The sequence below is a fragment of the Thiomicrorhabdus hydrogeniphila genome (genome assembly GCF_054656895.1).
In genome coordinates this window covers 2,689,732-2,712,321 of sequence record NZ_BAAHXL010000001.1, presented here as the reverse complement: position 1 = coordinate 2,712,321, position 22,590 = coordinate 2,689,732, and the positions used below count along the sequence as shown (strand labels likewise).

Sequence of the window (22,590 nt, the reverse complement as noted above, 5' to 3'; positions counted from 1 at the left end):
TACAAGCACTATTACGTGCACTTCTTCGGGCTACTTTGCGCTTACTAAGCGGTCAGGCCTTGTTCACAAAAAATATTCCACTACATTAATGTCACTTGATTTACTTTATAAGCGTTTGAAGTGTAGCGCAAAAATATTATGTGGCTCTTTTCTCTAAAACCTAAAAAACAATGGTTTCACTTTTTTAAAAATAATTAATTTTCATTTATAAACGCAATTAAGCGTTGAATCAATACCCGAGTATTTTATGGAGCATGACCCCCAAAATTTAAACGCATCACAAAATAACACAGCGCAATCTACGTTGGTTTTTAGATCTCCCACACTGCAAGACGGCATGGCGCTGTATCAGTTGGTTGAGAACTGTCCACCACTAGATTTGAATTCAAGCTATTTGTATTTTTTACAAGCCAGCCACTTTGCCGACAGCTGTATGTTGGCTGAATTAAATGGTGAGATAGTTGGTTTTGTATCGGCCTATCGTAGACCAGATGATTGGCAAAACTTATTTGTTTGGCAAGTCGCTGTATCTGAAAAAATGCGCGGACAAGGCCTAGCTAAACGGCTAATTACCGAGCTAATTAACAAACAAATGCATTCAAGTACGCCACTCACCGCAGTGAGCTGCACAATTTCTCCTAGCAACAAAGCCTCACAAGGGGTGTTTAAATCGCTAGCCAAACAACATGGCCTAAATATGCATGTTTGTGACTTTATTAAAGTTGAACATTTTGCAGGCCAAGATCATGAAGCAGAACAAGAGTATATTTTGCGAGCACCGCAAAACCAGCCGCTTCATACCTTTTTACATTTATAGAGACCTTTTTGCAAAGGCTATTACTAAAAACCTTTAGGAGTTAACCATGTCGTTAAGTATCTTTAATCAATATGAATCAGAAGTAAGGGGCTATATACGCTCTTTTCCAACGGTATTCGAAAAAGCTAAAATGGCTGAAATCTGGGATGAAGACGGTAAAAGATACATCGATTTCTTTGCCGGAGCAGGCGCTTTAAATTACGGACATAATAATCCGGTTGTGAATGATGCCGTTATTAACTACCTGCAAAACGATGGTATTGGCCATGCCTTAGATATGGCTACCGTTGCCAAACGCGATTTTATGGAAACGTTTGTAGAGAATATTCTTAAACCACGTAATTTAGAGTACAAATTGCAGTTTGTTGGCCCAACGGGTACAAATGCGATTGAAACGGCCTTAAAAATTGCACGTAAGGTTAAAGGCCGTAAGCAGGTTATGTCTTTTACCAACGGTTTTCACGGTATGTCGATGGGCTCGTTAAGTATTACGGGTAATAAATATTATCATGATGATAACTATGGTGTGCCTGGCTATACCTATCAAGTACCTTTTCACAACTATCTTGGCGATAAGGTAGATACCATGGCATACCTGCGTAAGATTTTAGATGATGACTCGTCTGGTACCGAACTGCCAGCAGCGATTGTGCTAGAAACAATTCAGGCTGAAGGTGGGATTAACGTTGCTGGTGAAGAGTGGTTACAAGAGTTACGTAAAATTTGTGATGACTTTGATATTTTAATGATTGTTGATGATATTCAGGTAGGTAACGGTCGCTCCGGTGAGTTCTTTAGTTTTGAACGTGCAGGCATCGTACCTGATATTGTGACTTTATCCAAGTCGATTGGTGCGGGTCATCCAATGTCTTTAGTCTTGATGAAACCAGAGCTTGATAAGTGGAGTCCAGGCGAGCATTCGGGCACATTCCGTGGAAACAACTTAGCCTTTGTTGCGGTAACGGCTGCTCTTAAAGAGTACTGGTCTGATGACCGAATGGCTAAGCAAACCAATGCTAAATCTAAACTGGTTCAAAAACGCATGGAAGAAATTGCACTGACTTTTCCAAATTTAATTCGTGAAATTCGTGGTCACGGTTTTATTTGGGGTATGGAGTTTAAAAAACCAGAACTAACTTCGGATATTTGTTCAACGGCTTTTAATGACGGTTTGGTTATTGAAACCGCAGGTGCGGATAGTGAAGTTATTAAATTTTTAGGGCCTTTGGTTATTACTGAAGAGCTCATTAATGAAGGTTTTGACATTTTGCAAAATGCAATTCGAAAAGTTCTTGAAAAAAACGAAAATTAACGAAAAAGTAGGAGTTTAAAATGATTGTTCGTAATCTCTATGATGACATTATTGGTACCGACGCCGATGTTGACGATAAACAATGGACGAGTCGTCGTCTTTTATTGGCTAACGATGGCATGGGATTTTCACTACACGACACGATTATCAAGCCAAATGAAGTGTTGCACATGTGGTATAAAAACCATTTAGAAGCCGTTTATTGTATTGAGGGTGAAGGTGAAATTTATGATAAAGCCACTGGCATTACTCACCCAATTAGAGAAGGTACGGTTTACGCGTTAAATAACAATGACCAACACTCTTTAAAAGCCCTTAATGGCAAACCAATGCGTATGGTTTGTGTGTTTAATCCGCCTGTTACAGGGCGTGAAACTCACGATTCAGATGGCTCTTATAACTTGCCAGAATAAGCGCTAAGTTAAGCAAAAAAGAAAAAACAAACACCACAAAGTCACTAAGACACAAAACTTTTTAATAAAGTTTAGATGCTTTCGTTTTAGAACTTTGTGGTTTGTTTTATAAGAATTTTATAAAAGCGTGGTTTATTCATAAATGAATAGTTAACGGCGCTTATTTTATTTACCTATGTGTACTCATGTTTACCATGGCGTATAAAGCATAAATGGTCGCAAGAATTACCAGGCCTGGTAAAACCAAAAATAAATTAAAAAATACAAGAGAAAAATGACACAACAACAGCAGAGCACCTTAAGCGTTGAAAAGATTGGTGGTACTTCTATGAGTGAATACCTTACCGTTCGTGACAATATTATTAATTTTCCAGAATCTGCGTACCAGCGCATTTTTGTGGTGTCTGCTTATGGTGGCGTAACCGATCTTTTGTTAGAACATAAAAAAACGGGTACACCTGGTGTATATGGCTTGTTTGCAAATGATGATGTGGATGCTAATTGGCAAGCGGCTTTAGAAGTATTAGGCAATAAGCTCAATGAAATTAACAGCACATTATTTGATGATGTAACCTTGTTAGAAGAAGCCAATAAGTTTATTAGTCGTCGTATTTTAGAAACAGAGCAGCTATTAACTTATTTGCAAGACTTGTGTAGTCATGGTCATTTTTCATTAGAAACGCATTTACTTACCGTTCGTGAGCTTTTAGCCAGTTTAGGTGAAGCACACAGTGCTTATAACCTGGCAAATCTTTTAAAGGCCGAAGGGATTAACGCTCAATTTGTTGATTTAACCGGTTGGCAAGCTAATGAACCTATGCCGCTGGATAAAATGATTGTTGAAAATTTAAACGATATTGATTTTAGCAACACCTTACCCATTGTTACAGGTTATAGCCATTGCATTGAAAACCTAATGCAAACTTACGACCGTGGTTACAGTGAAATGACTTTTAGTCGTATTGCTGTTTTAATGAAAGCCCATGAAGCCGTTATTCATAAAGAATACCACCTAAGTAGTGCTGACCCAAAATTGGTGGGTGAACAGCAAGTCATTCCAATTGGTAGAACAAATTATGATATTGCGGATCAACTGGCCAATTTAGGCATGGAGGCCATTCATCCACGAGCGGCAAAAGGGCTTAGACAAGCCAAAATACCTTTACGCATTAAAAATATTTTTGAACCCGAGCATGAAGGAACCTTAATTACCGAAGAGTATGTAAGTGAATCCCCTAAAGTTGAAATTATTGCAGGTATGCCACGACTCTTAGCCGTTGAAATTTTTGACCAAGAAATGATGGGGGCTCGTGCGGGTTATGAAACGATTATTAGAGACATTACCCAGCGTTTACAGTGCAATGTAGTCAATAAAGATTTTAATGCCAATACCATCACGTTGTACCTTAATGATTCGCTTAAAAAAGGCAATCGTTTATCGCAACAACTACAAAGTCAGTTACAAACGGCATCAATACAAACCAGTAAAGTCGCTTTGGTATCAGCTATGGGCAGCGATATGCGCATAAAAGGCTTTTTAGCCTGTGCGGTAGGCACTCTCTATAAAGAAGGTGTGAATATTGAAGCAATTCACCAAAATACACGCCAAGTTGAAATGCAATTTTTTGTAAATGAAACCGATTTTGAAAAAACGGTTAAAGCGTTACACACTAATTTAGTAGCAACCCAAAGCCATAAGGGAAAAATATGCGAATATTAATTTTAACATTATTGTTTTTGTGGAATCCTCTTGCGCACGCTACGGAGAATTCACAACCCACGGCAACAACTCAGACCGTTCAAACAACTCAAACAGTGCCGCCCACAGAGCTTAAACATGATAGAAAAACTCAAGATGTTAATCAATTAACCAAGCCAATGTACAATCCATTTGTAGAACGTTATGTTATGGACGAGCTTCGTCAATTAAGGGTTGATATGAATGATTTGCAAGTCAATCTTACTAAAGAAGTGGTAAATAGAGAGTTGGCGGCGGTTAATCAGGCAGTGGGATATGCCACAGATACTGTTACCTACTTTTTTTACTTAATAGCGGGAATTTCATCGGTACTTTTATTGGTGGGTTGGAGTTCTTTGCGTGACGTAAAAGAACGTGTACACAATATGGCTGATGCTAAAGTTACTGAGGTCATAGAAACCTATGAAGGTCGATTAAAAGCCTTGGAGGAAGAGCTAAACCATAAATCAAGAGGTATTTCTTCTGCTCAACAACGTCTAAGCAAACACCAAGATATTCACAGCCTTTGGTTAAAAGCGGGGCAAGAACAAATTTTAAGTAATCGTTTAGCGATTTATGATGAAATTTTAGAATTAGATAGCGAAAACACTGAAGCCATGACCTATAAAGCGGATGTGTTATTGGAAATGAATGAGCCATTATGGGCGATTAATCTTTGCCACCAGGCCTTAAAAATTGACCCAGAAAATAAACACGCCTTTTATCAAATGGCAGGGGCTTATGCGTCAATGAACCAAACGGCTGAAGCGTTAGATTATTTACAAAAAGCCATCGAAGGTGCTGAAGGTTTGCTGGAAGAAGTAAAAGAAGACCCCATTTTTGCAGGCCTGGTAGATCACCCTGATTTTAAATTATTAATTAAAACAAAAACCTACGAGCCTGACACGTCTAACACTTAATATTAAAGCGTTAAATGGTGTTGTGGTGACGAAATTACAGTCAATTTAAATGTCTTTAACCACAAAAACGCAAAGTGTTTTAAATGAGCTTTTGCGAATTCGTGGTTAATGACTAAAGTAAAGAACTAGCTCTAAACAAGACAAGGTTCTTTTAGCATAACGGGCATATCATCACTAGATGGGATGCAAGTTGGAAAGCCTTTAGATTCCCATTCGATCATGCCACCAATCATATTAGAAACATCAGTAAATCCCATTTCAGACAATGTTTTTGTCGCTAATGCGGCTCTACCGCCTGATCTGCACACAATTAACCATTCGCTATCTCTATGATCGCGTAAGTCTGGGTTTGCGCTTACGTATTCAAGGTCAGCAGCAGGTTCTAATGTCCCTCTAGGAACATTAATCGCACCAGTAATGGTTCCCGATAAATATTCACCTGGTTCTCTAACATCTAAAATACGGGTTCCGCTTTCAACCATTTTTTTGGCTTGTTCAACAGAAACCTGTTTAATTTGAGATTGTGCGTCAGTAATATAGTCCATCATTGTTTTCATATTTTTTTCCTTGCGTTTTTTGCCTTTAATTTGGTGTGTATAAAAGGCGTAAAAAGACTGATTTAAATCAAATATTGATGTTAACACTTTTATATTAAATGTACAGATGATAGCATAAGGTTATTAATCTTATTGATAGAGAACTTAAACTCATAAAATGATATCTAATAAAACAGAACAAGAAATTATTGAATTGGCTCTTAAGTGTTTTTCACAATTTGGCTATAGTAAAACAAACATGTCAATAATCAGCGAATACACGGGGTATTCAAGAGTAACCGTGCATAAATATTTCAAAAATAAAAAGTTTTTATTTAGAAATGTTGTGCAGTTGTGTACTAAAAACTCTATTAATGAAGCCAATAATAGAATGCAAGAAATTCAATTAACTAACCCTTGGGAAATTATTGAAGAGTATTTAATCGCGATTGGCAAAAAAGTTTTTGAGCATGTACAAGATGATTATATTTTAAAAGATTTGCACAGTGCTGTTCACGATGTTGCTAAAGATATTGTTGATGCTAAACATGCTATTACAATTAAGTTTATCGCAAATGAGCTTGAACAAGGGAGCAAACAAAATTTGCTCGATTTAGATTCTGTGGATGCAACGGCTGAAGAATTAGCCTATTTAATTGATTATTCTTACTATGGCATTATGCGCAATGCTGTTGTACAAGAAATTCCGAATCAAGTACATCGTTTGATTAAGGTTTATAAAAAGGCTACTCAGATTATATAAAAGCCTTTAATTTATAAAGGCTTTAGTTAGATGTTAAAACAGATAGGTTGAGCTTGAAAAGATTACTTTTTAGCGTTTAGTTCCGCTTCCATTGCTTTGCGTTCATTGATCCACTGTTGCTGTTCAAAATCGACATTCATACAGCTATAGCAATGTTCTTTAAAGATACCTAACTTAGCTAAAATCCAATGAACTTTACAGCCTAAACAGAAACCAAATACCCCTTCTAGCCACATAAAGGCAAAACAAACACCAACAAGTAGTGGAACAAAATTAGGCATCCAATTTGTTGTGGTAGGCAATAATTCATCATTAAAGGTAGCATTTACTACTCTGGCCACCGAGTCTGGATGAAAAAACATTAAACAAGATATGATTAATGTAGCACCAATAAGCCAAGCAAAACGTTTGGGTTTTAATGGCTCCCATTTTGGACGAGTATTACGTGTTAAAAAAGTAGCAATATGAATGGTTGGTGAAAGGTAAGCTGTTCTCACAAACATACCTGCAATCATTTCAAACAAGCCATAAAACAACACAAAAGTTGGCACGGTGTAATCAAATGGCGTCTTAAAAGCCTGAACATTAAATATGACTCTAAAATCCGTTGTTACATCAAACGTTTCTTCGGCAAAGGTATTGGGTGTTACCGTCCAGGTTGGCGCCAGTACGGTGGTAAACAGAATAATAACCATATAAATTGGTATTAAAAGCAGTAAGCCAGCACGCATTTGTACCGCGTATTTATTGATAAAAATCATGTCTTCTGTTTTGTCTCGAAACCAAAGGTTTTTAAAATGATATTTAAGCATTTGTTTTCCAATCCATTGTTGTTTTACGTTATCTTGGTATACAAGGTTAACATTTATTATATAAGTGTAAAGTAAGTTAGAGTTAAAATATTTTTGGGCTGCATTAAATAAGTTAAAGATAGTGGCCACAAGCCCTATATATAGGGAATTATTGGATGGATAAAATACACAAGTCTGTAATTATAAAGAATGATATTTCTTGTTGGATATATATACCAGGCCTTATATGTTGAAAGTGTTCTTCAGAAATGGAGAATTTACTAGGGACGCTTAGTAAAGGGATAGAGAGATCTTGTTACCAGGCCAAGGACACCGAAGTGATCCAGGTTATCAGATTAAGACCTTTATCCCCACACACTATAAACTGAACAGTATCTTAGGCAAACCGTCGTTTAGCCTGTATTCATAAGGTTAGTCTGCTCATAGTGTGATTTTACCAAGCAATAATTACCTTATCACAAAACATAAAGGTGGTAAATTATGACAACATATATTGGTGTTGATATAGGAAAAGAATACTTTGATGTCGCTATTGCTCAAACAAGCGATGTTAAACGCTTTTTAAATGATGAACTTGGCTATAAAGCCCTAATCCAATGGATGCCTAATCAAAATTGTGCCATTGTCATGGAAGCCACTGGCAAATACTCGCTTGGCTTAGCTTTGGTACTTTATGAACAAAAGATTTCGGTTAGTGTCGTTAACCCAACCCGAATCAAGCGATATGCACAATCGCAACTGAATCGAACCAAGACCGATAAAGAAGATGCCAAACTTATTGCTGACTTTGCCATGACACAACGCCCAAAGCCATGGCAACCACCGTCGCCAACACTGCGTAAACTGCAAGAATGGCACAGAGTACAATCTCTACTAATAAAACAAGAGATTCAACTTAAAAATCAAATGGGTAGCAGCCTAGAGTTAGAGATTCAAGAGTTTGAACAAGAACAGATTGCGCATTTGAGTCAACAACTTAAAAAAATTGAAACCAAAATAAAAAAGTGCTTACGCTCAGACGATGAATTGCTGAGCCAAGTTAAGCTACTCGAAACCATACCCGGTATTGCTGAAGCCACCGCCACTCGGTTGTTAGTTGGAATTCGTGATATAAAGTATTTTGACAAAGCCAAGCACATGGCCAGTTTTATGGGACTTGCTCCGTTAATTCGTCAGTCAGGTAGCTCATTGAATAGCTCAAAGATGTCCAAAATGGGCGATGCCGAACTCAGAAAGGCATTGTATATGCCAGCATTAAGTGCCATTCAGCATAACCCTGTCATTAAGCGTTTTTCAGAACGGTTAAAAGCCAACGGCGTAAAAGGAAAGAAAAGAGTGGTGGCAATAATGAGAAAACTTATTCATATTGTGTTTGCCGTATTAAAGCACGGCAAACCTTTTGATCCAGAATATAAGAACTGTGCTTGACATCTAATGTTGAACACAGTATCTGGTAATTTGGATAAAATTTACATTGTTTAACACTATTTTACGTAAAATTTAGTTGAATTAAGTTCTGTTTAATAGAAATGAGTTTTCAATTATTGGATTATTTATTTTGGGAGTCTGTTGTGGGTATAAAAATGTGTCATAAACAATCTTTAGCAGTAGGTGTGGTATTTAGTGCACTTATGCTTTCTTCTAGCTTAGCGATGGCTGCTACAAATAATATGGTGATTGAAAATGTCGGCTTTCAAACGCCTGAGTCGGTTGAATATAACCAACAAAATGATGTGTATTTAGTATCCAATATTCATGGTAGTCCGTTTGATAAAGACAATAATGGCTTTATTTCAAAACTCAGTCCAGAGGGAAAAGTGCTAGATTTAAAGTGGATTGTAGGCGGAAAAAATGGGGTAACGTTAAATGCTCCCAAAGGCATGGTTGCGGATGGCAATACTTTATATGTGGCCGATATTGATACTATCCGAACCTTTAACTTAACCACCGGTAAACCCATTGCAAATTATCCTATTGCTGGCAGTTCATTTTTAAATGGCGTTACGCCATCATCACAAGGTGGCGTGTGGGTAACCGATAGTGGTGTAGCACCTGGTTTTAAACCAGCGGGTACTGACGCTATTTACCATGTGTCGGCTAAAGGTGAAGTTAAAATTTTAACCAAAGGACAAGATTTAGGTCGTCCAAATGGTATTTTAGAAAAAGATGGGCAGTTAATTGTCATTACCATTGCTAGCGGTCAGGTGCATTATTTTGACCTAAACGGTAAATTATTAAGCAGTGAAAAACTACCTTATAATAAGTTAGATGGTTTAATTGCGGACAATAATGGCGATGTTCTATTTTCTAGCTGGAAGGCTCAAGCCATTAAACAAATACAAATTGCTGCAGAACCAAAAACTTTATTTAAAGGTTTAGAATCCCCCGCAGATTTAGGTTATGACAATAAGAGAAACAGGTTACTTATTCCTTCTTTTTTAACAAATAAAGTATGGATTAAATCTTTAGAGAACAAATAAGGTAAAACACCTCAAATCACTTTATTATTCTGTTTAAGTAAAAAGCTGGGCTTATTGCCTGGCTATTTTATTTTTAAGCGTTCAAAAAAGGTTAATAACCTTCATATTCGGTGTGTACTTTGCCTTTAAAAACCCAGTGACTATAAATAAAATAGCTAGCGACAATAGGTAGCATAATTAAAGTGCCCATTAATAAAAAGTGCAAACTGCTGTCTGGAGCGGCAGCGGCTTTAAACGTTAAACTTGGCGGTAAAATATAAGGATATATATTATAGAGTACGCCAATATAACCCGATGCAAACAGTGTTATTGAGGCTAAAAAGGGTATGCGATGTTGCTGTTTATAAAGCCCATATATAAACCATAATATGGCGGTAATAGAAAGTAGAGGAATAAGCAAAGTAAACCAACACCGTGGCCAATCAAACCATTTATTAAAATAATATTGGTTTAAATTCGTTGTCCAAAAACTAATAATCATTAAGGTTATAAAGGTTATGGCCAATGCATATGCGCTGTATAAACGGACTTTTTCTTGCAAATTAAGGGTGGTTTTCATAAAGAGCCAGCTTGCCCCCATTAAGGCGTAACCGACCACCACGGCAAACCCGGTGAATAAGGCAAACGGACTCATCCAGGCTAACCAATTACCCACAAATTGCCCATTTTGTGTGTCGATTCCTTGTATTAGACTGCCTAAAATGACGCCTTGAGCAAAAGCGACTACAACGGAACCTATGTGAAAAACAATATCCCAACGTAGTTTCCAGGCTTGATTCATTTCTCTAAATTCAAATGCGATACCTCTAAAAACCAAACCTAATAACATCGCTATAACCGGTATATACAAAGCGGGTAATAAAATGGAATACGATTTGGGGAAAATCCCTAAAAGACAAACGCCTGTAAAAATCAACCAAGTTTCATTTCCATCCCAAAAAGGGGTAATGCTGTTGACCATTTGATCACGATGTTTTCGTTCTGCAAAAAACGGCAACAAAATGCCGACACCCAAATCAAAACCATCTAAAACTACATACATAAATAGGGCAAAAATAAGAATGGCTGTCCAAGTCGTAATTAAATCCATAACTTAAAACTCCTTGGGGGAATTGTGGGTGTGAATACTTCTATTATTGGGCATTTTTTTAAGCTGTTTAAATAAAAAATAAAGGGCAAAAACGAGCATAAATAAATACGAGATTATATAAGCGGCTAGCGAGCCAGTTACAAATACAGCTGGTGTGGTTGAAACGGAATCGGAGGTAAAAAGATAGCCATAAACCGTATAAGGTTGACGACCAACTTCGGTAGTGACCCAACCTGCAAGAATGGCGATTAAACCAGCAGGAGTCATAAGCAGGCTTGCCCATAATAACTTGCGGCTAATAAATAAAGTTTTTTGTTTGCGTTTAATGGCTGACCATGCGCCTAATAAAAGCATTAAAAAGCCCAAGCCAACCATAATACGGAATGCCCAAAAAATAATGAGTGATGGTGGCCTTTTGTCTTTAGCAAACGCATTTAAACCAGCGACCTTACCATCAAGTGAATGGGTTAGCATTAATGAGCCTGTTTTGGGAATCGAAATAGCATCTTTAACGGTTTGGGTTTTGTCGTCAGGAAAACCAAATAAGATTAATGGCGCACCACGTTCCGTTTGGTAATCCCCTTCAATAGCAGCCATTTTGGCAGGCTGATATTTTGCTGTGTTTAAGGCTTGCTGGTTGCCGGCAATTATTTGTATTGGCGCACAAAGAATTACCATCCACATGGCCATTGAAAACATTTTACGCGCAGCTAAGTTTTGCGAATTTTTTAATAAATGCCAAGCGGCAACGCCTCCTATAAAAATCCCTGTTGCTAAATACGCGGCTAAAACCATATGTACAAAACGGTAGGGCATAGATGGGTTAAAAATAATAGCAAACCAATCCACAGGTATAAATTGACCCATATCATTCATACTAAAACCGGCTGGTGTTTGCATCCATGAATTAGCGCTTAAAATCCAAAAGGCAGAAATGACAGATCCTAACGCAACCATTGCAGTGGCAAATAGATGCACGTGTTTATTCACACGATGACGACCTAACAATAAAATGCCTAAAAATATGGCTTGTAGAAAAATCACCGATTCAGTTTCATAGGCAATAAGAGGGCCAAGTATTGCCCCAGTTTTGTCTGAAAACGCACTCCAGTTTGTGCCAAATTGAAACGACATGGTTAAACCCGTAAGCGTGCCTAAGACAAAAGTAATAGCCAAAATGCGTTTCCAGTAATCAAAAATGGCTAAATAAACATCATTTTTTTTCCATAGCCATAAGCCTTCGGTTACAAGTAGATAGCTTCCAATACCAATGGATAAAGCAGGGAAGATAATGTGAAAAGCAATAGTGAAAGCGAACTGAATTCGGGGTAACAGTGCTGGATCAAGTAAGGCTTCCATAAGCGTTAACCTTTGAATAAAAACACCTCTAAACGAGGCTGATTATATTGATTTAGTTGAATGTTTGATAATGTAGACTTAACGTAAAAATAATTTGGCATGGTTTGTACCCTATTTAATGTATTAGTAATGACATAGACAGTGCTTTCTTTAGATTAAATAGGGTGTTTAAAAGGTATTTTGTATTTACATAATCGCATTGATGGGGCGTTTTACCAGGCCTGGTAAAACGCTTTTAGTTACATTTTTTCGGCCAATATTTCAGCGACTTCTAATCCCCAAAGTGGTATTTTTCCATCACTATTCATAAACATATGTTTGTATTGCATTTTTAAAAAGTGTGGCATTCGTCCCATCTCTAACGTTTGTTTAGGGCCACCAAACCAAGAGTTTGAATGAATATAAAACCCTTTACCTCCGCCCATATCGCCAATACAAAAGACAACAGGTTCTAATGCTGTGTCTGCTTCGTTGGCTTGCATTTTTTGGGTGTCTTTGGCTATTTGACGGCCAATAATATCGCTTTCTTGGTGACCAATTGCGCCAAGTTTTGGCATGGTTGCTGCCGCACAATCTCCTGCGGCAAAGACATTGGTAAATTTGGGGTTGCGCATATACAAATCGGTAATCACAAATCCTTGATTATCTGTAATTGGGAGTCCGTGTAAAAACTTATGTGCTTTCCAGTTAGGAAATAAGATTTTAAGCTCAGCCTCAATGACTTGGCCATTTTCAAATTCAATAGTGTCTTTGGTAAGCTTAACTATATCGCCTGTATTGTTAATGTAATTAAAGCCCATGCTAGAAGCCGCTTCTAACAATTGGGTAACCACTTTTTCGCCTGCATCTTCTGCAATCATCTCTGCTGGCGTGGTAATCGTGATGTTTTTTGGGCCACCTTTTTTATGTTTGCCTAACCAAGTGGCTAGCGATAGCGAAACCTCTACTGGTGGCCCTTCGCAGGCCGCTTTAGCATCGGGGATTGTTCCGCCAGGGTAAGGCTCTAAACCATGGGCACCATTACCTTGTTTAAACAAGGCAGAACCCACAACAATATTGCCACCTTGATAGTCTTCGGTGAGTTTTTTATGTAGTTTTTTTGCATGATAAAAATCGGATACGGTATCGCCAAATTCTGCAAATCCCTCAATATCGTCATAGGCCAATTCACAACCCACGGCCACGACTAAGAAATCGTAGTTAAGAATTTGTTCTTCGGCTCCTGGGCGTTCATTGGGTATAAATTTAATATTATTTTGATTAGCGTTAATCTGAGTAATTTGTGCTTGAATAAAGTGAATATTGTCTTTTTTAAGCGTGTCTGGAAGGTTAAGGGTAAGTGATTTTTCGAGATTGAATTTATCGGATTCTAAAATTTCAGTTGAGATATTGGGAACATAGAGTAGATAGTTTTTTTGATCTAACACAGTGATTTTAATATCTTTACCTGCGTATTTGCGTACCGCTTGTGCAGAACCTAATCCTGCAAAGTTTCCGCCTAAAACTACGACATGTGGTTGAGTAGCTTGTGACATAACGGACCTCCATAAAGGTAAGGTGTTATAAATATAATTTATGAACTTCGAGCTCAATGTATCACATTTTTTTTACTAAAAATCAAAGAGACAAACTGTGTTCATAAAGGCATTAAAAGCTGAATAAAGAATGGTGCAGCATGGCAATTTGATATAAAGTTTTTAGACAAAATATAGCTTCTCTTAAGCTTTGAGATTTTAAGTATTAAAAGAAATAACTAATAAGGCTACTTTGTAGAAGTTTGACGAAAGCTAAGTGGAATAAAAAGTTGAGATGAATTTGATTAGGAGGCCAGAAAGCAAAACCTCCTCAAGAGAGGAGGTTTTAATAGAACCACTTTTGAATGTAAAAGTGGTTTATTTTAGTACGTAATTAAAACGTAAAGACTAAAGCGTAAAGTCTTATGCTTTAGCTGCAGAATAAAGTTCAGAAACTTTATTCCAGTTAACTACATCCCACCAAGCTTGCATGTAAGCTGGGCGTAGGTTTTGGTAACGTAGGTAGTATGCGTGTTCCCAAACGTCTAAACCTAGGATAGGTGTTCCTTGAACCTTAGCGCAATCCATTAAAGGGTTGTCTTGGTTTGGAGTAGAAGAAACTTCTAAGTTACCGTCAGCAGAAACTGTTAACCATGCCCAACCAGAACCAAACTGAGTAGCACCCGCAGTGTTGAATTTAGTTTTTAGGTCATCCAAGCTACCAAAAGTAGCGTTGATGTCATCGGCTAATGCACCAGTTGGTGCGCCCATGCTGTCACCAGACATAACTTCCCAAAAGAAAGAATGGTTCCAATGTCCACCACCGTTGTTACGAACCGCTGGAGGTAAAGTGCCTGCTTTAGCCATCATATCTTCTAAAGACATATCGGCTAATTCAGTATCAGCAATAGCGTTGTTTACGTTAGTAATGTAAGTTTGGTGATGTTTTGTGTGGTGAATTTCCATGGTACGTGCATCAATAGAAACTTCTAATGCATTGTAGTCATAAGGTAGATCTGGAAGTGAAAAGGCCATGATGATTTCCTTGTAATTTTGTGTGGATGATTTGAAGTAAAACTCTATTGTATTCACATTAAAACGTTTGTAAATACTTGAGTAATTTAATTGGTTACTCAATTTTGAGTTTTGTTCAGTTTTTAAATTAAAGTGAACGTATTCTAAAGAAATTAATTTAGCAAATATTGTCTAAACGTTCTGGTGGCGGAGTCATATTTCCCATTTTTTCAACTTCATTGGGTGGCATCTGCATAAAGTAGCCTTTTGTTGTTAAGGCTTTCATGACGGTGGCAGAATCTTCGCGCGCCAGTTTTTTATCGGCGCTGAGTTCAAAGTCAATAATGTGTTCAGGCTCTCCAAACATAACCAATAGCTCATTTGGTAAGCCATCTAGCCCCTTTTCTTCAGGAACAAATAGATATAGTTCAGCCTTTTTATGGCTACGAAAAGCAGAAACGTTAATGGTTGTCATGATTGAATCCTAGGTTAAATTTTTTGCATATTGTATCAAAATAGTCAGCATCTATATGAGATTAAAACTTGACCTTACATGAGCATTTACTTATTCTTGTTCGGTTTGGTAAAAGATAATGAAATGGGTAAAGCATGTTATTAGGAAATAAAGTCAGCGTATTTGGTGGTACAGGTTTTGTCGGTAAATCTGTTGTAAATGAACTGTCAAAAGCCGGTTATGAAGTTAAAGTGATTGTAAAACGTCCTGAAAGATTTAGAGAGTTTTTGCTTTATCCGAATACTACGTTGCACCTTTTAGAGAGTTATGACAACGCACAACAGTTAAAAGAATCGGTTGCTGAGTCAAGCATTGTGGTGAATTTAATCACAGACCGCTCAACAACAACTGAAATGGTTGAACAAAAAGACTTAACTACGGTAACCCAAAAAATTAAATCCGCTGCTGAAACAGCGGGTGTAAAACGTGTATTGAGTTTGTCACAGTTAGGCGCAAATAATGAAGCGCCTAATTCAAATTGGTTTGGTGAACTGGGTGAGTTAGATAACCTAATGCACAATGTCGCCAAGGCTAAAGTCACTATTTTTAAACCCAGTTTATTAATTGGGGAAGGTGATGACACAACAACACGTTTTATAAAACAGCTTAAACGTATTGATTTGTTAATGGTCGCCAACTCTAATACGGTGGTGCAGCCTTTATGGATTAAAGATTTTGCGCAAGCATTTGTTGGGTCAATTAATAATGCCGATACGTTTGGTAAAAAAATTGAACTGGCTGGTGAAGAGCGTTTAACTTTAAAAGAGTTAGGTGAATTGGTAGCGGAATTAATGCAAAAAGATGCAATTGTTTTTCCGATGTGTAAATTAAATGCAAAAATTTTATCATTTTTTGGCGCTTTTTCTCCGATTGCTTCTGTGTCTAAATCGCAACTGTTTATGCTTGCTAAAGATATGGTGACAGATAATGACTTTACGACTCAATTTGGTTTTACGCCAAGCAGTTTAGAGTGGTCAATTTCTACCTATGCAGCGCCACACGATATTCGCGAACGCTACAACTTTTACCGTAAAGAAGCGGGTAGAAATCCAAAAGAGCTTGTTTAAAAGAGTTGATTTATTTCAAACTGAAAAACAGTATTAAGCCGTCATGATGACGGCTTTTTTGTATCTGTATAACTTAAATCAAAAATAGGTTATGTTGGGCAGTTGGTTTTTGACTAAAATGGCTGCATAGATAAGCACCAAGTTGGACTCACAAGTTATAGGTTGTAAAAGAATGAAAATATATTTAGTTGGTGGCGCAGTAAGAGATACCTTGTTAGGCGCAAAAGCCTTTGACCACGATTGGGTGGTAGTAGGTTCGTCTCCACAACAAATGCTTGAACAAGGCTACCAACAGGTTGGTAAAGATTTTCCGGTATTTTTGCACCCAAAAACCAAAGAAGAATATGCGTTAGCCAGAACCGAACGAAAGGTGGGAAGTGGTTATCATGGTTTTGAGGTGTTTTCTGATCCATCGGTAACACTTGAAGAAGATTTGATTCGTCGTGATTTAACGATTAATGCCATGGCTCAAGATACAGACGGCACCATTATTGACCCGTATTTAGGTCAAAAAGATTTAAAAAATAAAGTCTTGCGCCATGTGTCTAGCGCCTTTGAAGAAGATCCCTTGCGCGTTTTACGGGTTGCACGTTTTTCGGCTAAATTGGCTAAATATGGTTTTACATTGGCAAATGAAACCAAACAATTGATGACCCAAATGACAGCGTCGGGAGAATTGCAAGATTTAACACCAGAGCGGGTTTGGCAAGAAGTCACTAAAGCGTTAAATACTGATAAGCCGAGTGTGTTTTTTGAAGTGCTTGATAGTGTGGGGGCGGTAAAGGTTTTGTTTCCCGAACTGTATGCTTTGCACGGCGTTACACAGCCAGAAAAGCACCATCCTGAAGGTGATGTTTGGATTCATACCATGATGGTGTTAGATGCGGCTGCAAAATTAAGCCCTTGTGAAAATGTACGTTTTGCGGCATTAGTTCATGATTTAGGCAAAGGGATTACACCAAAAGAATTGTGGCCTAAACATCATGGCCACGAGGCCGCAGGTGTACCTTTGGTTTCGCAACTCGCTAACCGCTATAAATTGCCTAAAAAAATACAGATAATGGCGGAAAAAGTCACCGAGTTTCATGGCTTGATTCATCAGGGTTTAACTTCTGAAGGTTTGCCACATTTAAAACCGCAAACCTATTTAAAAGTATTAAAACAGTGTGGGGCTTTAAAGGATGCTAAACAGTTTGAGGCTATATTATTAGCGTGTGAAGCCGATGCCAAAGGCCGTTTAGGATTTGAGCAAAGAGAATACCCGCAAAAAACATTTTGGTTGGCCGTGTTACAGGTCGCTAATCAAGTGAATAATCAAGAGATTTTAGCAACCGGTGTACAAGGCGCGCAAATTGCCATTGCGATTGAACAGGTACGTTTACAAAATATTCATACGTTTATTCAAAATTATTCTGCTTAAAGACTATTTTTTATTAAAAGGCCGTTGAGCGAGAGAGGCGTAGGAATCATGCAAGTAATAGCCAGCTATTAGCAAGTTATTCAACAAAAAAACAGGTGAGTTGTCGCCGTTTTTATCGCGCCTTGACTCCTGCAAAAGTCTCATTAAGTACGTGTTTTATATAAACTTTAAAAAAGCATTTTACCAGGCCTGGTAAAATGCTAAAAATAATTCAAAACTTGGTTTGTTTTTAAACCAAATAAGCCAAATTTAAAAGAGCCAAACTTATGTTGCAAAAGATAAAACGTTTTCTTATTCCACTTATTATTATTGCTTTAGCGGTAGTGGTGTTTGTGTATATGAAATCAACCAAACCCGTGCAAGCCCCTGTTGATATTAAAGAAAAAGTTTGGATGGTGGATACGTTAACCGCTAAGTTTGAACGTTTAGCCCCTGTGCAAAAACTGTATGGTACGGTTGAATCTTATTCTATGGTTTTGGCTTCTGCACCCGTTACAGGTGTTATTTCAAAGGTGTATGTAAAAGAAGGGCAAACCGTTAAAAAAGGCGAAAAGTTAGTGTTTATTGACCAAGCCGATTTAATGATCCCTTTGCAACAAGCTAAGGCCGAAGCAGAAAATGCTAAGGCGCAATTGCAATTACAAAAATTAACCAATGTCGCAAACAAAAAACGTTTGGATCACGAAAGTAAAGTATTAGAGTTAAAGCAGGTGGCGGTAAAGCGTGCTAAACAACTTATGCAAAAAAACTTAGCTTCACAATCGTCACTTGATGCGGCTAACGAAGCCTTGGTAAGACAAGAATATACAGTAGTAGGCGCAAAATTAGCGGTGCAAGAAAACCAGTTAAAATTGATTCAAGCCCAAGCGTCTTTAGAAAAAGCCCAAGCCTCTTTAGAGCAGGCGCAATTAAATTTGCAGCGTGGTCAATTGGTTGCGCCTTATGATGCACGCATCGCTTCAGTAAAAGTCAGTGAAGGTTCTCGTGTGAGTACAGGCACAGTCATGTTGAGTTTTTATGCTTTAGATAGTTTAGAGCTACGTGCCAAATTACCCGTGACCCAATTAGCTTTAGTAGAAAAGGCATTGCGTAATAATGAGCCGCTTAATGCCTTTGTACAAACTGATAATAGCCGAACTGAATTACCTTTATTAAGGCTGTCTGGTGAGGCGACAACCAGTGGTGTAGACGCTTTCTTTAAACTACCTATTAGTCTTTTGGGTGCAAGACCTGGTGCATTAATGGATATTAATCTTACGGGTGTTGCAAAGGGTGATGTTTTGGCCGTGCCTTATAGCGCTATTTACGGTAATGACCGATTGTATTTGGTTGATGGTGATCGTTTGGTTTCGCATACGGTTCAATTAGTCGGTGAGGTGCAGCGTGACAATCAGTTGTGGGCATTGGTTAAGCCCGATTTTAAAGAAGGTGTAAAAGTAAGTGTGACGCATTTACCAAATGCAACAACTGGGTTAAAAGTTTCTGAGGTGAAAAAATGAGCCAGTTGGAAACCTCTTCTGAACAAGATGATCTAGACCTTCACCCCAAAGAAAAAAAGTTTAAATCACGTGGCTTTATAGGCGTTTTTGCACGACATAAAGTGGCACCAAATTTATTAATGATTATTATGATTCTCGCTGGCATTGTGGCGTTAATGAAGCTAAATGTTCAGTTTTTTCCTAACTTCACTTTAGATTATGCGTCAGTCAAAATTATTTGGCCAGGTGCAAACGCCCAAGATGTAGAAACCAGTGTTACTGATCCTGTCGAACGTGTGCTACGCAATATAGATAATTTAGATGAGATGACTTCAACGTCTTCTCTCGGTGTGGCTTCTGTTTCTTTAAAGTTTAAAGAAGGCACGGACATGATTGAGGCGATTGATCAAATCAATCAGCGGGTAGGCGAGCTTAGAAATTTGCCGCAAGACTCCCAAAAGCCAATAATAGAACGTGTTGTGCGTTATGAGCCGATTGCCCGGTTATTGGTTATTTCAGACAAAGGGAGTATGTCAGAACTTAGACCGTTAGTGCGTGGTTTTGAACGAGAGTTACTGAATCGAGGTATTGATAAAGTCAATTTTACAGGCCTGCCTACGGACCAAATGGCCATTGAAATATCCCAAAACGTGCTAGATCAATACAATCTTACTTTAGAGTCAGTTGGTGATAAGGTTGCAGGCATGAGCAGTGATTATCCTGCTGGTTCTGTGGGTGATGATGATAGTGTGCGAGACTTACGTGCTCTTGAACAAAAACGCAGTGCTGTTGCCTTTAGCCAAATGCCTTTGGTGGTGTCTGATTCACAAAACCTTTCTTTGGGTGACCTTGCTAAGGTAGAACGCCGCCCCACTAAAAATTCGCCTTACTTAATGGTAGATGGCTCGCCAGCTATTGAAATGCAGTTAATGCGTGCCGAAGGTGGTGATACGCTTAAATCTTCTAAAATTATGCAAGACTGGCTAAAAGACGTTACACCACAACTGCCTAAAGGTGTGCATTTACAAGTATATGACGAGACTTGGTCATTGGTTAATCAACGTATTATGTTGTTGGTTAATAATGGTATTGGTGGCTTGATTTTAGTGGTATTAATTCTTTATATCTTTATGAATGGTCGAGTTGCTTTTTGGGTAGCGGTTGGTATTCCAATCTCGTTTATGGCCACTTTAATGATTATGTATTTAGCGGGCGGCTCTATCAATATGGTGAGTTTGTTTGGCTTAATTATGGCCTTAGGGATTATTGTTGATGATGCCATCGTGGTCGGCGAAGACGCGCTGGCACATCATGAAATGGGTGAACCAGATTTACAAGCGGCAGAAGGTGGTGCGCACCGTATGTTGGGGCCCGTGGTGGCATCGTCACTTACTACCGTGGGGGCGTTTTTACCTTTAATGCTTATTGGGGGTGAAGTAGGTAATATTTTATTTGCTATACCGCTTGTAATTGTTGCGGTTATTTTTGCATCATTATTAGAAAGCTTTACCATTTTGCCAGGCCACTTGCGCCATGCTTTAAAAGGGGTAAAAAAAGCCAAAGAAGGTTCTATTCGTTACCGTTTAGATGCCGGTATAAACCATTTTAGGCATCATCAATTTAGAGCGGTAATTCGTTGGGTACTCGGTCATAGAGGTATTACGATTGCCACAACCTTAGCGTTAATGATCTTTGTTATTGGGTTATTAGCGGGTGGTCGATTAGGGTTTGTGTTTTTTCCTTCGCCAGAATCAACCAAGCTTAATGCCAATGTAAGTTTTGTAGCCGGTACTCCTGCATCCGTTTCAGCGGATTATGTAGACCATTTATATACTGCGTTATTAGCCACAGAAAAAGAGTTAGAACCAGGTATTCTTAAAGTCGCAGTGGTGCATTACAACGAAACTACAACACAAGCAGGTGCCAATTTTGCAGCCATTAATATTGAATTAGTAGAACCAGACTTACGCAAAACGCGTAATGCAGAATTTATGAAAGTATGGAAGCAAAAAGCGGGTAACGCACCTGGTTTAGATAGTTTAACTATTAGTGCGCCTCAAGCAGGGCCACCGGGGAGTGATATAGATGTACGCTTATTTGGTGCAGAACCTTTAAAACTTAAGCATGCGGCTTTAGATTTAGAGCAAGTTCTAGAGCAGGTGCAAGGTGTGAGTGGTATTACAGATGACTTGCCTTTTGGACGTGATCAGTTAATTTATCAACTTACCCCGCAAGGTAAAGCCTTAGGGTTTACTTATGTTTCGCTTGGCCGACAATTGTCCGATGCATTTTCTGGGCGTTTGGCACAAATCTTTACCGATGGCGAAGACGAAGTTGAGGTACGAGTTCAGTTCCCTACTTCACAACAAGCTTCTTTGGGCACAATTAACAAGATGCAGGTGGTTTCACCTAATGGAGAACGTGTGCCATTAAGTTCTGTTGCAAGTTGGACTACTCAACAAGGTTTTGATGCCATGCGCCATGTTGATGGCCAACTGGCGGTGACTGTTATAGGTGATGTTGATAGAAATGCCAATAATGCCAATCAAATTTTAGAAAGTTTGCAAAAAACAGCCTTGCCAGAACTAGAAAGAAAATACGGTATTCATTACAGTATTGAAGGTCAAAGTAAAAACCAAGCAGAAACCATGGCCGATATGAAAATTGGTCTATTGATTGGATTGTCCATGATTTACATTGTTTTAGCTTGGGTGTTTGGATCTTATGGCTGGCCACTTGTGGTTATGATGGCCATTCCTTTTGGTTTAATTGGCGCTATTCTTGGACACTGGTGGTTAGGCCTAGATATGACAATCTTATCTATGTTTGGTTTCTTTGGTTTGTCAGGTATTGTGGTGAATGATTCAATTATTTTGGTGAGCTTTTATAAATCACTGCGTGAATCAGGTTTAGGTATTAATAAAGCCTTAGAAGAGGCAGCTGTTCAAAGGGTTAGAGCGGTTTTGTTAACCTCATTAACAACCGTTGCGGGTTTAACACCACTGTTATTTGAAACGTCGCTTCAGGCTCAGTTTTTAATCCCAATGGCAACCGCCATAGCTTTTGGTTTAATATTTTCTACCTTTTTGATTTTATTGGTTTTGCCTGCAATGCTGTCTTATTACGAAAGCTTTATAGAAAGAAAAAAACCACAAAAAAATCTAACTGAAAATGAAAATATTCCAAGCTTCATCGAGTAGTCATAATAAATTCATTGATATTTAACCCAGGTATATCCTGGGTTTTTTATATTGATTTGATTCTTTAATTTGATTCTTTAAAAAATCAAATATGGAATTAAAAGCAAATTATTTATTAAATAACAGGCCGTTTTTTCGTTTTT

19 protein-coding genes are annotated in these 22,590 nt (G+C 38.1%); 12 read left to right on the top strand and 7 right to left on the bottom strand.

What is annotated here, in order from left to right:
• The first annotated feature begins 247 nt into the window (after nt 1-247).
• The 5 genes from ectA (at nt 248) to ACYQ0E_RS12225 (ending at nt 5,200) form a co-directional block, all read left to right on the top strand.
• Nucleotides 248-817 carry a diaminobutyrate acetyltransferase gene (gene ectA, locus ACYQ0E_RS12245; protein ID WP_460188506.1) on the top strand — a complete coding sequence of 190 codons (570 nt, stop codon included), beginning with the start codon at nt 248-250 and terminating at the stop codon, nt 815-817.
• A gap of 46 nt (nt 818-863) precedes the next feature.
• Nucleotides 864-2,129 carry a diaminobutyrate--2-oxoglutarate transaminase gene (ectB, locus tag ACYQ0E_RS12240; RefSeq protein ID WP_460188505.1) on the top strand — a complete coding sequence of 422 codons (1,266 nt, stop codon included), beginning with the start codon at nt 864-866 and terminating at the stop codon, nt 2,127-2,129.
• A 20-nt stretch (nt 2,130-2,149) separates the two neighbouring features.
• Nucleotides 2,150-2,542 carry an ectoine synthase gene (locus ACYQ0E_RS12235; RefSeq protein ID WP_460188504.1) on the top strand — a complete coding sequence of 131 codons (393 nt, stop codon included), beginning with the start codon at nt 2,150-2,152 and terminating at the stop codon, nt 2,540-2,542.
• A 274-nt stretch (nt 2,543-2,816) separates the two neighbouring features.
• Nucleotides 2,817-4,262 (top strand): aspartate kinase, encoded by a 1,446-nt coding sequence (locus ACYQ0E_RS12230; RefSeq protein ID WP_460188503.1) that lies wholly within the window; start codon nt 2,817-2,819, stop codon nt 4,260-4,262.
• Nucleotides 4,250-5,200 carry a tetratricopeptide repeat protein gene (locus ACYQ0E_RS12225; protein WP_460188502.1) on the top strand — a complete coding sequence of 317 codons (951 nt, stop codon included), beginning with the start codon at nt 4,250-4,252 and terminating at the stop codon, nt 5,198-5,200. The genes ACYQ0E_RS12230 and ACYQ0E_RS12225 overlap by 13 nt, the downstream gene beginning before the upstream one ends.
• A gap of 131 nt (nt 5,201-5,331) precedes the next feature.
• On the opposite strand, the gene ACYQ0E_RS12220 is transcribed toward ACYQ0E_RS12225, so the two are convergent.
• Nucleotides 5,332-5,757, bottom strand: coding sequence for a rhodanese-like domain-containing protein (locus ACYQ0E_RS12220; protein ID WP_460188501.1), 426 nt, complete (start codon nt 5,755-5,757; stop codon nt 5,332-5,334).
• 157 nt (nt 5,758-5,914) lie between these two features.
• Here ACYQ0E_RS12220 and ACYQ0E_RS12215 point away from each other — a divergent pair, with 157 nt between their 5' ends.
• On the top strand, nt 5,915-6,499 hold the full coding sequence (locus ACYQ0E_RS12215) for a TetR/AcrR family transcriptional regulator (RefSeq protein WP_460188500.1): 585 nt from the start codon (nt 5,915-5,917) through the stop codon (nt 6,497-6,499).
• A gap of 62 nt (nt 6,500-6,561) precedes the next feature.
• Here ACYQ0E_RS12215 and ACYQ0E_RS12210 read toward each other — a convergent pair whose 3' ends face one another.
• Nucleotides 6,562-7,311, bottom strand: a complete 750-nt coding sequence (locus ACYQ0E_RS12210; protein ID WP_460188499.1) for a DUF4395 family protein — start codon at nt 7,309-7,311, stop codon at nt 6,562-6,564.
• Nucleotides 7,312-7,791: 480 nt separating this feature from the next.
• Between ACYQ0E_RS12210 and ACYQ0E_RS12205 the strand changes: the two genes are divergently transcribed.
• Nucleotides 7,792-8,739 carry an IS110 family RNA-guided transposase gene (locus ACYQ0E_RS12205; protein ID WP_460187378.1) on the top strand — a complete coding sequence of 316 codons (948 nt, stop codon included), beginning with the start codon at nt 7,792-7,794 and terminating at the stop codon, nt 8,737-8,739.
• Between the two features lie 155 nt (nt 8,740-8,894).
• Entirely contained in the window at nt 8,895-9,791 is an 897-nt protein-coding gene (locus ACYQ0E_RS12200) for an SMP-30/gluconolactonase/LRE family protein (protein ID WP_460188498.1), read from the top strand.
• 91 nt (nt 9,792-9,882) lie between these two features.
• On the opposite strand, the gene cydB is transcribed toward ACYQ0E_RS12200, so the two are convergent.
• The 5 genes from cydB to ACYQ0E_RS12175 all read right to left on the bottom strand — a co-directional run bounded on the left by cydB (nt 9,883) and on the right by ACYQ0E_RS12175 (nt 15,243).
• Complete coding sequence (gene cydB / locus ACYQ0E_RS12195) at nt 9,883-10,881, bottom strand: cytochrome d ubiquinol oxidase subunit II (RefSeq protein WP_460188497.1); 999 nt, start codon at nt 10,879-10,881, stop codon at nt 9,883-9,885.
• A gap of 3 nt (nt 10,882-10,884) precedes the next feature.
• Nucleotides 10,885-12,240 (bottom strand): cytochrome ubiquinol oxidase subunit I, encoded by a 1,356-nt coding sequence (locus ACYQ0E_RS12190; RefSeq protein WP_460188496.1) that lies wholly within the window; start codon nt 12,238-12,240, stop codon nt 10,885-10,887.
• Nucleotides 12,241-12,479: 239 nt separating this feature from the next.
• A complete protein-coding gene (locus tag ACYQ0E_RS12185) occupies nt 12,480-13,775 on the bottom strand; it encodes an NAD(P)/FAD-dependent oxidoreductase (protein ID WP_460188495.1) in 1,296 nt (431 codons plus the stop codon).
• Nucleotides 13,776-14,177: 402 nt separating this feature from the next.
• Complete coding sequence (locus ACYQ0E_RS12180) at nt 14,178-14,789, bottom strand: superoxide dismutase (protein WP_460188494.1); 612 nt, start codon at nt 14,787-14,789, stop codon at nt 14,178-14,180.
• A 157-nt stretch (nt 14,790-14,946) separates the two neighbouring features.
• Nucleotides 14,947-15,243 carry a YcgL domain-containing protein gene (locus ACYQ0E_RS12175; RefSeq protein ID WP_460188493.1) on the bottom strand — a complete coding sequence of 99 codons (297 nt, stop codon included), beginning with the start codon at nt 15,241-15,243 and terminating at the stop codon, nt 14,947-14,949.
• A gap of 134 nt (nt 15,244-15,377) precedes the next feature.
• Between ACYQ0E_RS12175 and ACYQ0E_RS12170 the strand changes: the two genes are divergently transcribed.
• From ACYQ0E_RS12170 to ACYQ0E_RS12155, 4 genes are all read left to right on the top strand, one after another.
• Nucleotides 15,378-16,349: an NAD(P)H-binding protein gene (locus ACYQ0E_RS12170; RefSeq protein WP_460188492.1), complete on the top strand. Its 972-nt coding sequence runs from the start codon at nt 15,378-15,380 to the stop codon at nt 16,347-16,349.
• A 172-nt stretch (nt 16,350-16,521) separates the two neighbouring features.
• A complete protein-coding gene (locus ACYQ0E_RS12165; protein ID WP_460188491.1) occupies nt 16,522-17,769 on the top strand; it encodes a multifunctional CCA addition/repair protein in 1,248 nt (415 codons plus the stop codon).
• Nucleotides 17,770-18,035: 266 nt separating this feature from the next.
• The gene (locus tag ACYQ0E_RS12160; RefSeq protein WP_460188490.1) at nt 18,036-19,268 is read left to right on the top strand and encodes an efflux RND transporter periplasmic adaptor subunit; all 1,233 of its coding nucleotides are present in this window, start codon (nt 18,036-18,038) and stop codon (nt 19,266-19,268) included.
• Nucleotides 19,265-22,447: an efflux RND transporter permease subunit gene (locus tag ACYQ0E_RS12155; RefSeq protein ID WP_460188489.1), complete on the top strand. Its 3,183-nt coding sequence runs from the start codon at nt 19,265-19,267 to the stop codon at nt 22,445-22,447. Before ACYQ0E_RS12160 ends, ACYQ0E_RS12155 begins: the two co-directional genes overlap by 4 nt.
• Nucleotides 22,448-22,590: the final 143 nt, after the last annotated feature.

Bases quoted from the DNA above. Each gene is read 5' to 3' on its own strand.
- ACYQ0E_RS12170 (WP_460188492.1), top strand. From the start codon at position 15,378: ATGTTATTAGGAAATAAAGTCAGCGTATTTGGTGGTACAGGTTTTGTC.
- ACYQ0E_RS12215 (WP_460188500.1), top strand. From the start codon at position 5,915: ATGATATCTAATAAAACAGAACAAGAAATTATTGAATTGGCTCTTAAG.
- ACYQ0E_RS12175 (WP_460188493.1), bottom strand. From the start codon at position 15,243: ATGACAACCATTAACGTTTCTGCTTTTCGTAGCCATAAAAAGGCTGAA.
- ACYQ0E_RS12165 (WP_460188491.1), top strand. From the start codon at position 16,522: ATGAAAATATATTTAGTTGGTGGCGCAGTAAGAGATACCTTGTTAGGC.
- ACYQ0E_RS12155 (WP_460188489.1), top strand. From the start codon at position 19,265: ATGAGCCAGTTGGAAACCTCTTCTGAACAAGATGATCTAGACCTTCAC.
- ACYQ0E_RS12185 (WP_460188495.1), bottom strand. From the start codon at position 13,775: ATGTCACAAGCTACTCAACCACATGTCGTAGTTTTAGGCGGAAACTTT.
- ACYQ0E_RS12230 (WP_460188503.1), top strand. From the start codon at position 2,817: ATGACACAACAACAGCAGAGCACCTTAAGCGTTGAAAAGATTGGTGGT.
- ACYQ0E_RS12210 (WP_460188499.1), bottom strand. From the start codon at position 7,311: ATGCTTAAATATCATTTTAAAAACCTTTGGTTTCGAGACAAAACAGAA.
- cydB (WP_460188497.1), bottom strand. From the start codon at position 10,881: ATGGATTTAATTACGACTTGGACAGCCATTCTTATTTTTGCCCTATTT.
- ACYQ0E_RS12180 (WP_460188494.1), bottom strand. From the start codon at position 14,789: ATGGCCTTTTCACTTCCAGATCTACCTTATGACTACAATGCATTAGAA.
- ACYQ0E_RS12220 (WP_460188501.1), bottom strand. From the start codon at position 5,757: ATGAAAACAATGATGGACTATATTACTGACGCACAATCTCAAATTAAA.
- ectB (WP_460188505.1), top strand. From the start codon at position 864: ATGTCGTTAAGTATCTTTAATCAATATGAATCAGAAGTAAGGGGCTAT.
- ACYQ0E_RS12235 (WP_460188504.1), top strand. From the start codon at position 2,150: ATGATTGTTCGTAATCTCTATGATGACATTATTGGTACCGACGCCGAT.
- ACYQ0E_RS12160 (WP_460188490.1), top strand. From the start codon at position 18,036: ATGTTGCAAAAGATAAAACGTTTTCTTATTCCACTTATTATTATTGCT.
- ACYQ0E_RS12205 (WP_460187378.1), top strand. From the start codon at position 7,792: ATGACAACATATATTGGTGTTGATATAGGAAAAGAATACTTTGATGTC.
- ACYQ0E_RS12190 (WP_460188496.1), bottom strand. From the start codon at position 12,240: ATGGAAGCCTTACTTGATCCAGCACTGTTACCCCGAATTCAGTTCGCT.
- ACYQ0E_RS12200 (WP_460188498.1), top strand. From the start codon at position 8,895: ATGTGTCATAAACAATCTTTAGCAGTAGGTGTGGTATTTAGTGCACTT.
- ectA (WP_460188506.1), top strand. From the start codon at position 248: ATGGAGCATGACCCCCAAAATTTAAACGCATCACAAAATAACACAGCG.
- ACYQ0E_RS12225 (WP_460188502.1), top strand. From the start codon at position 4,250: ATGCGAATATTAATTTTAACATTATTGTTTTTGTGGAATCCTCTTGCG.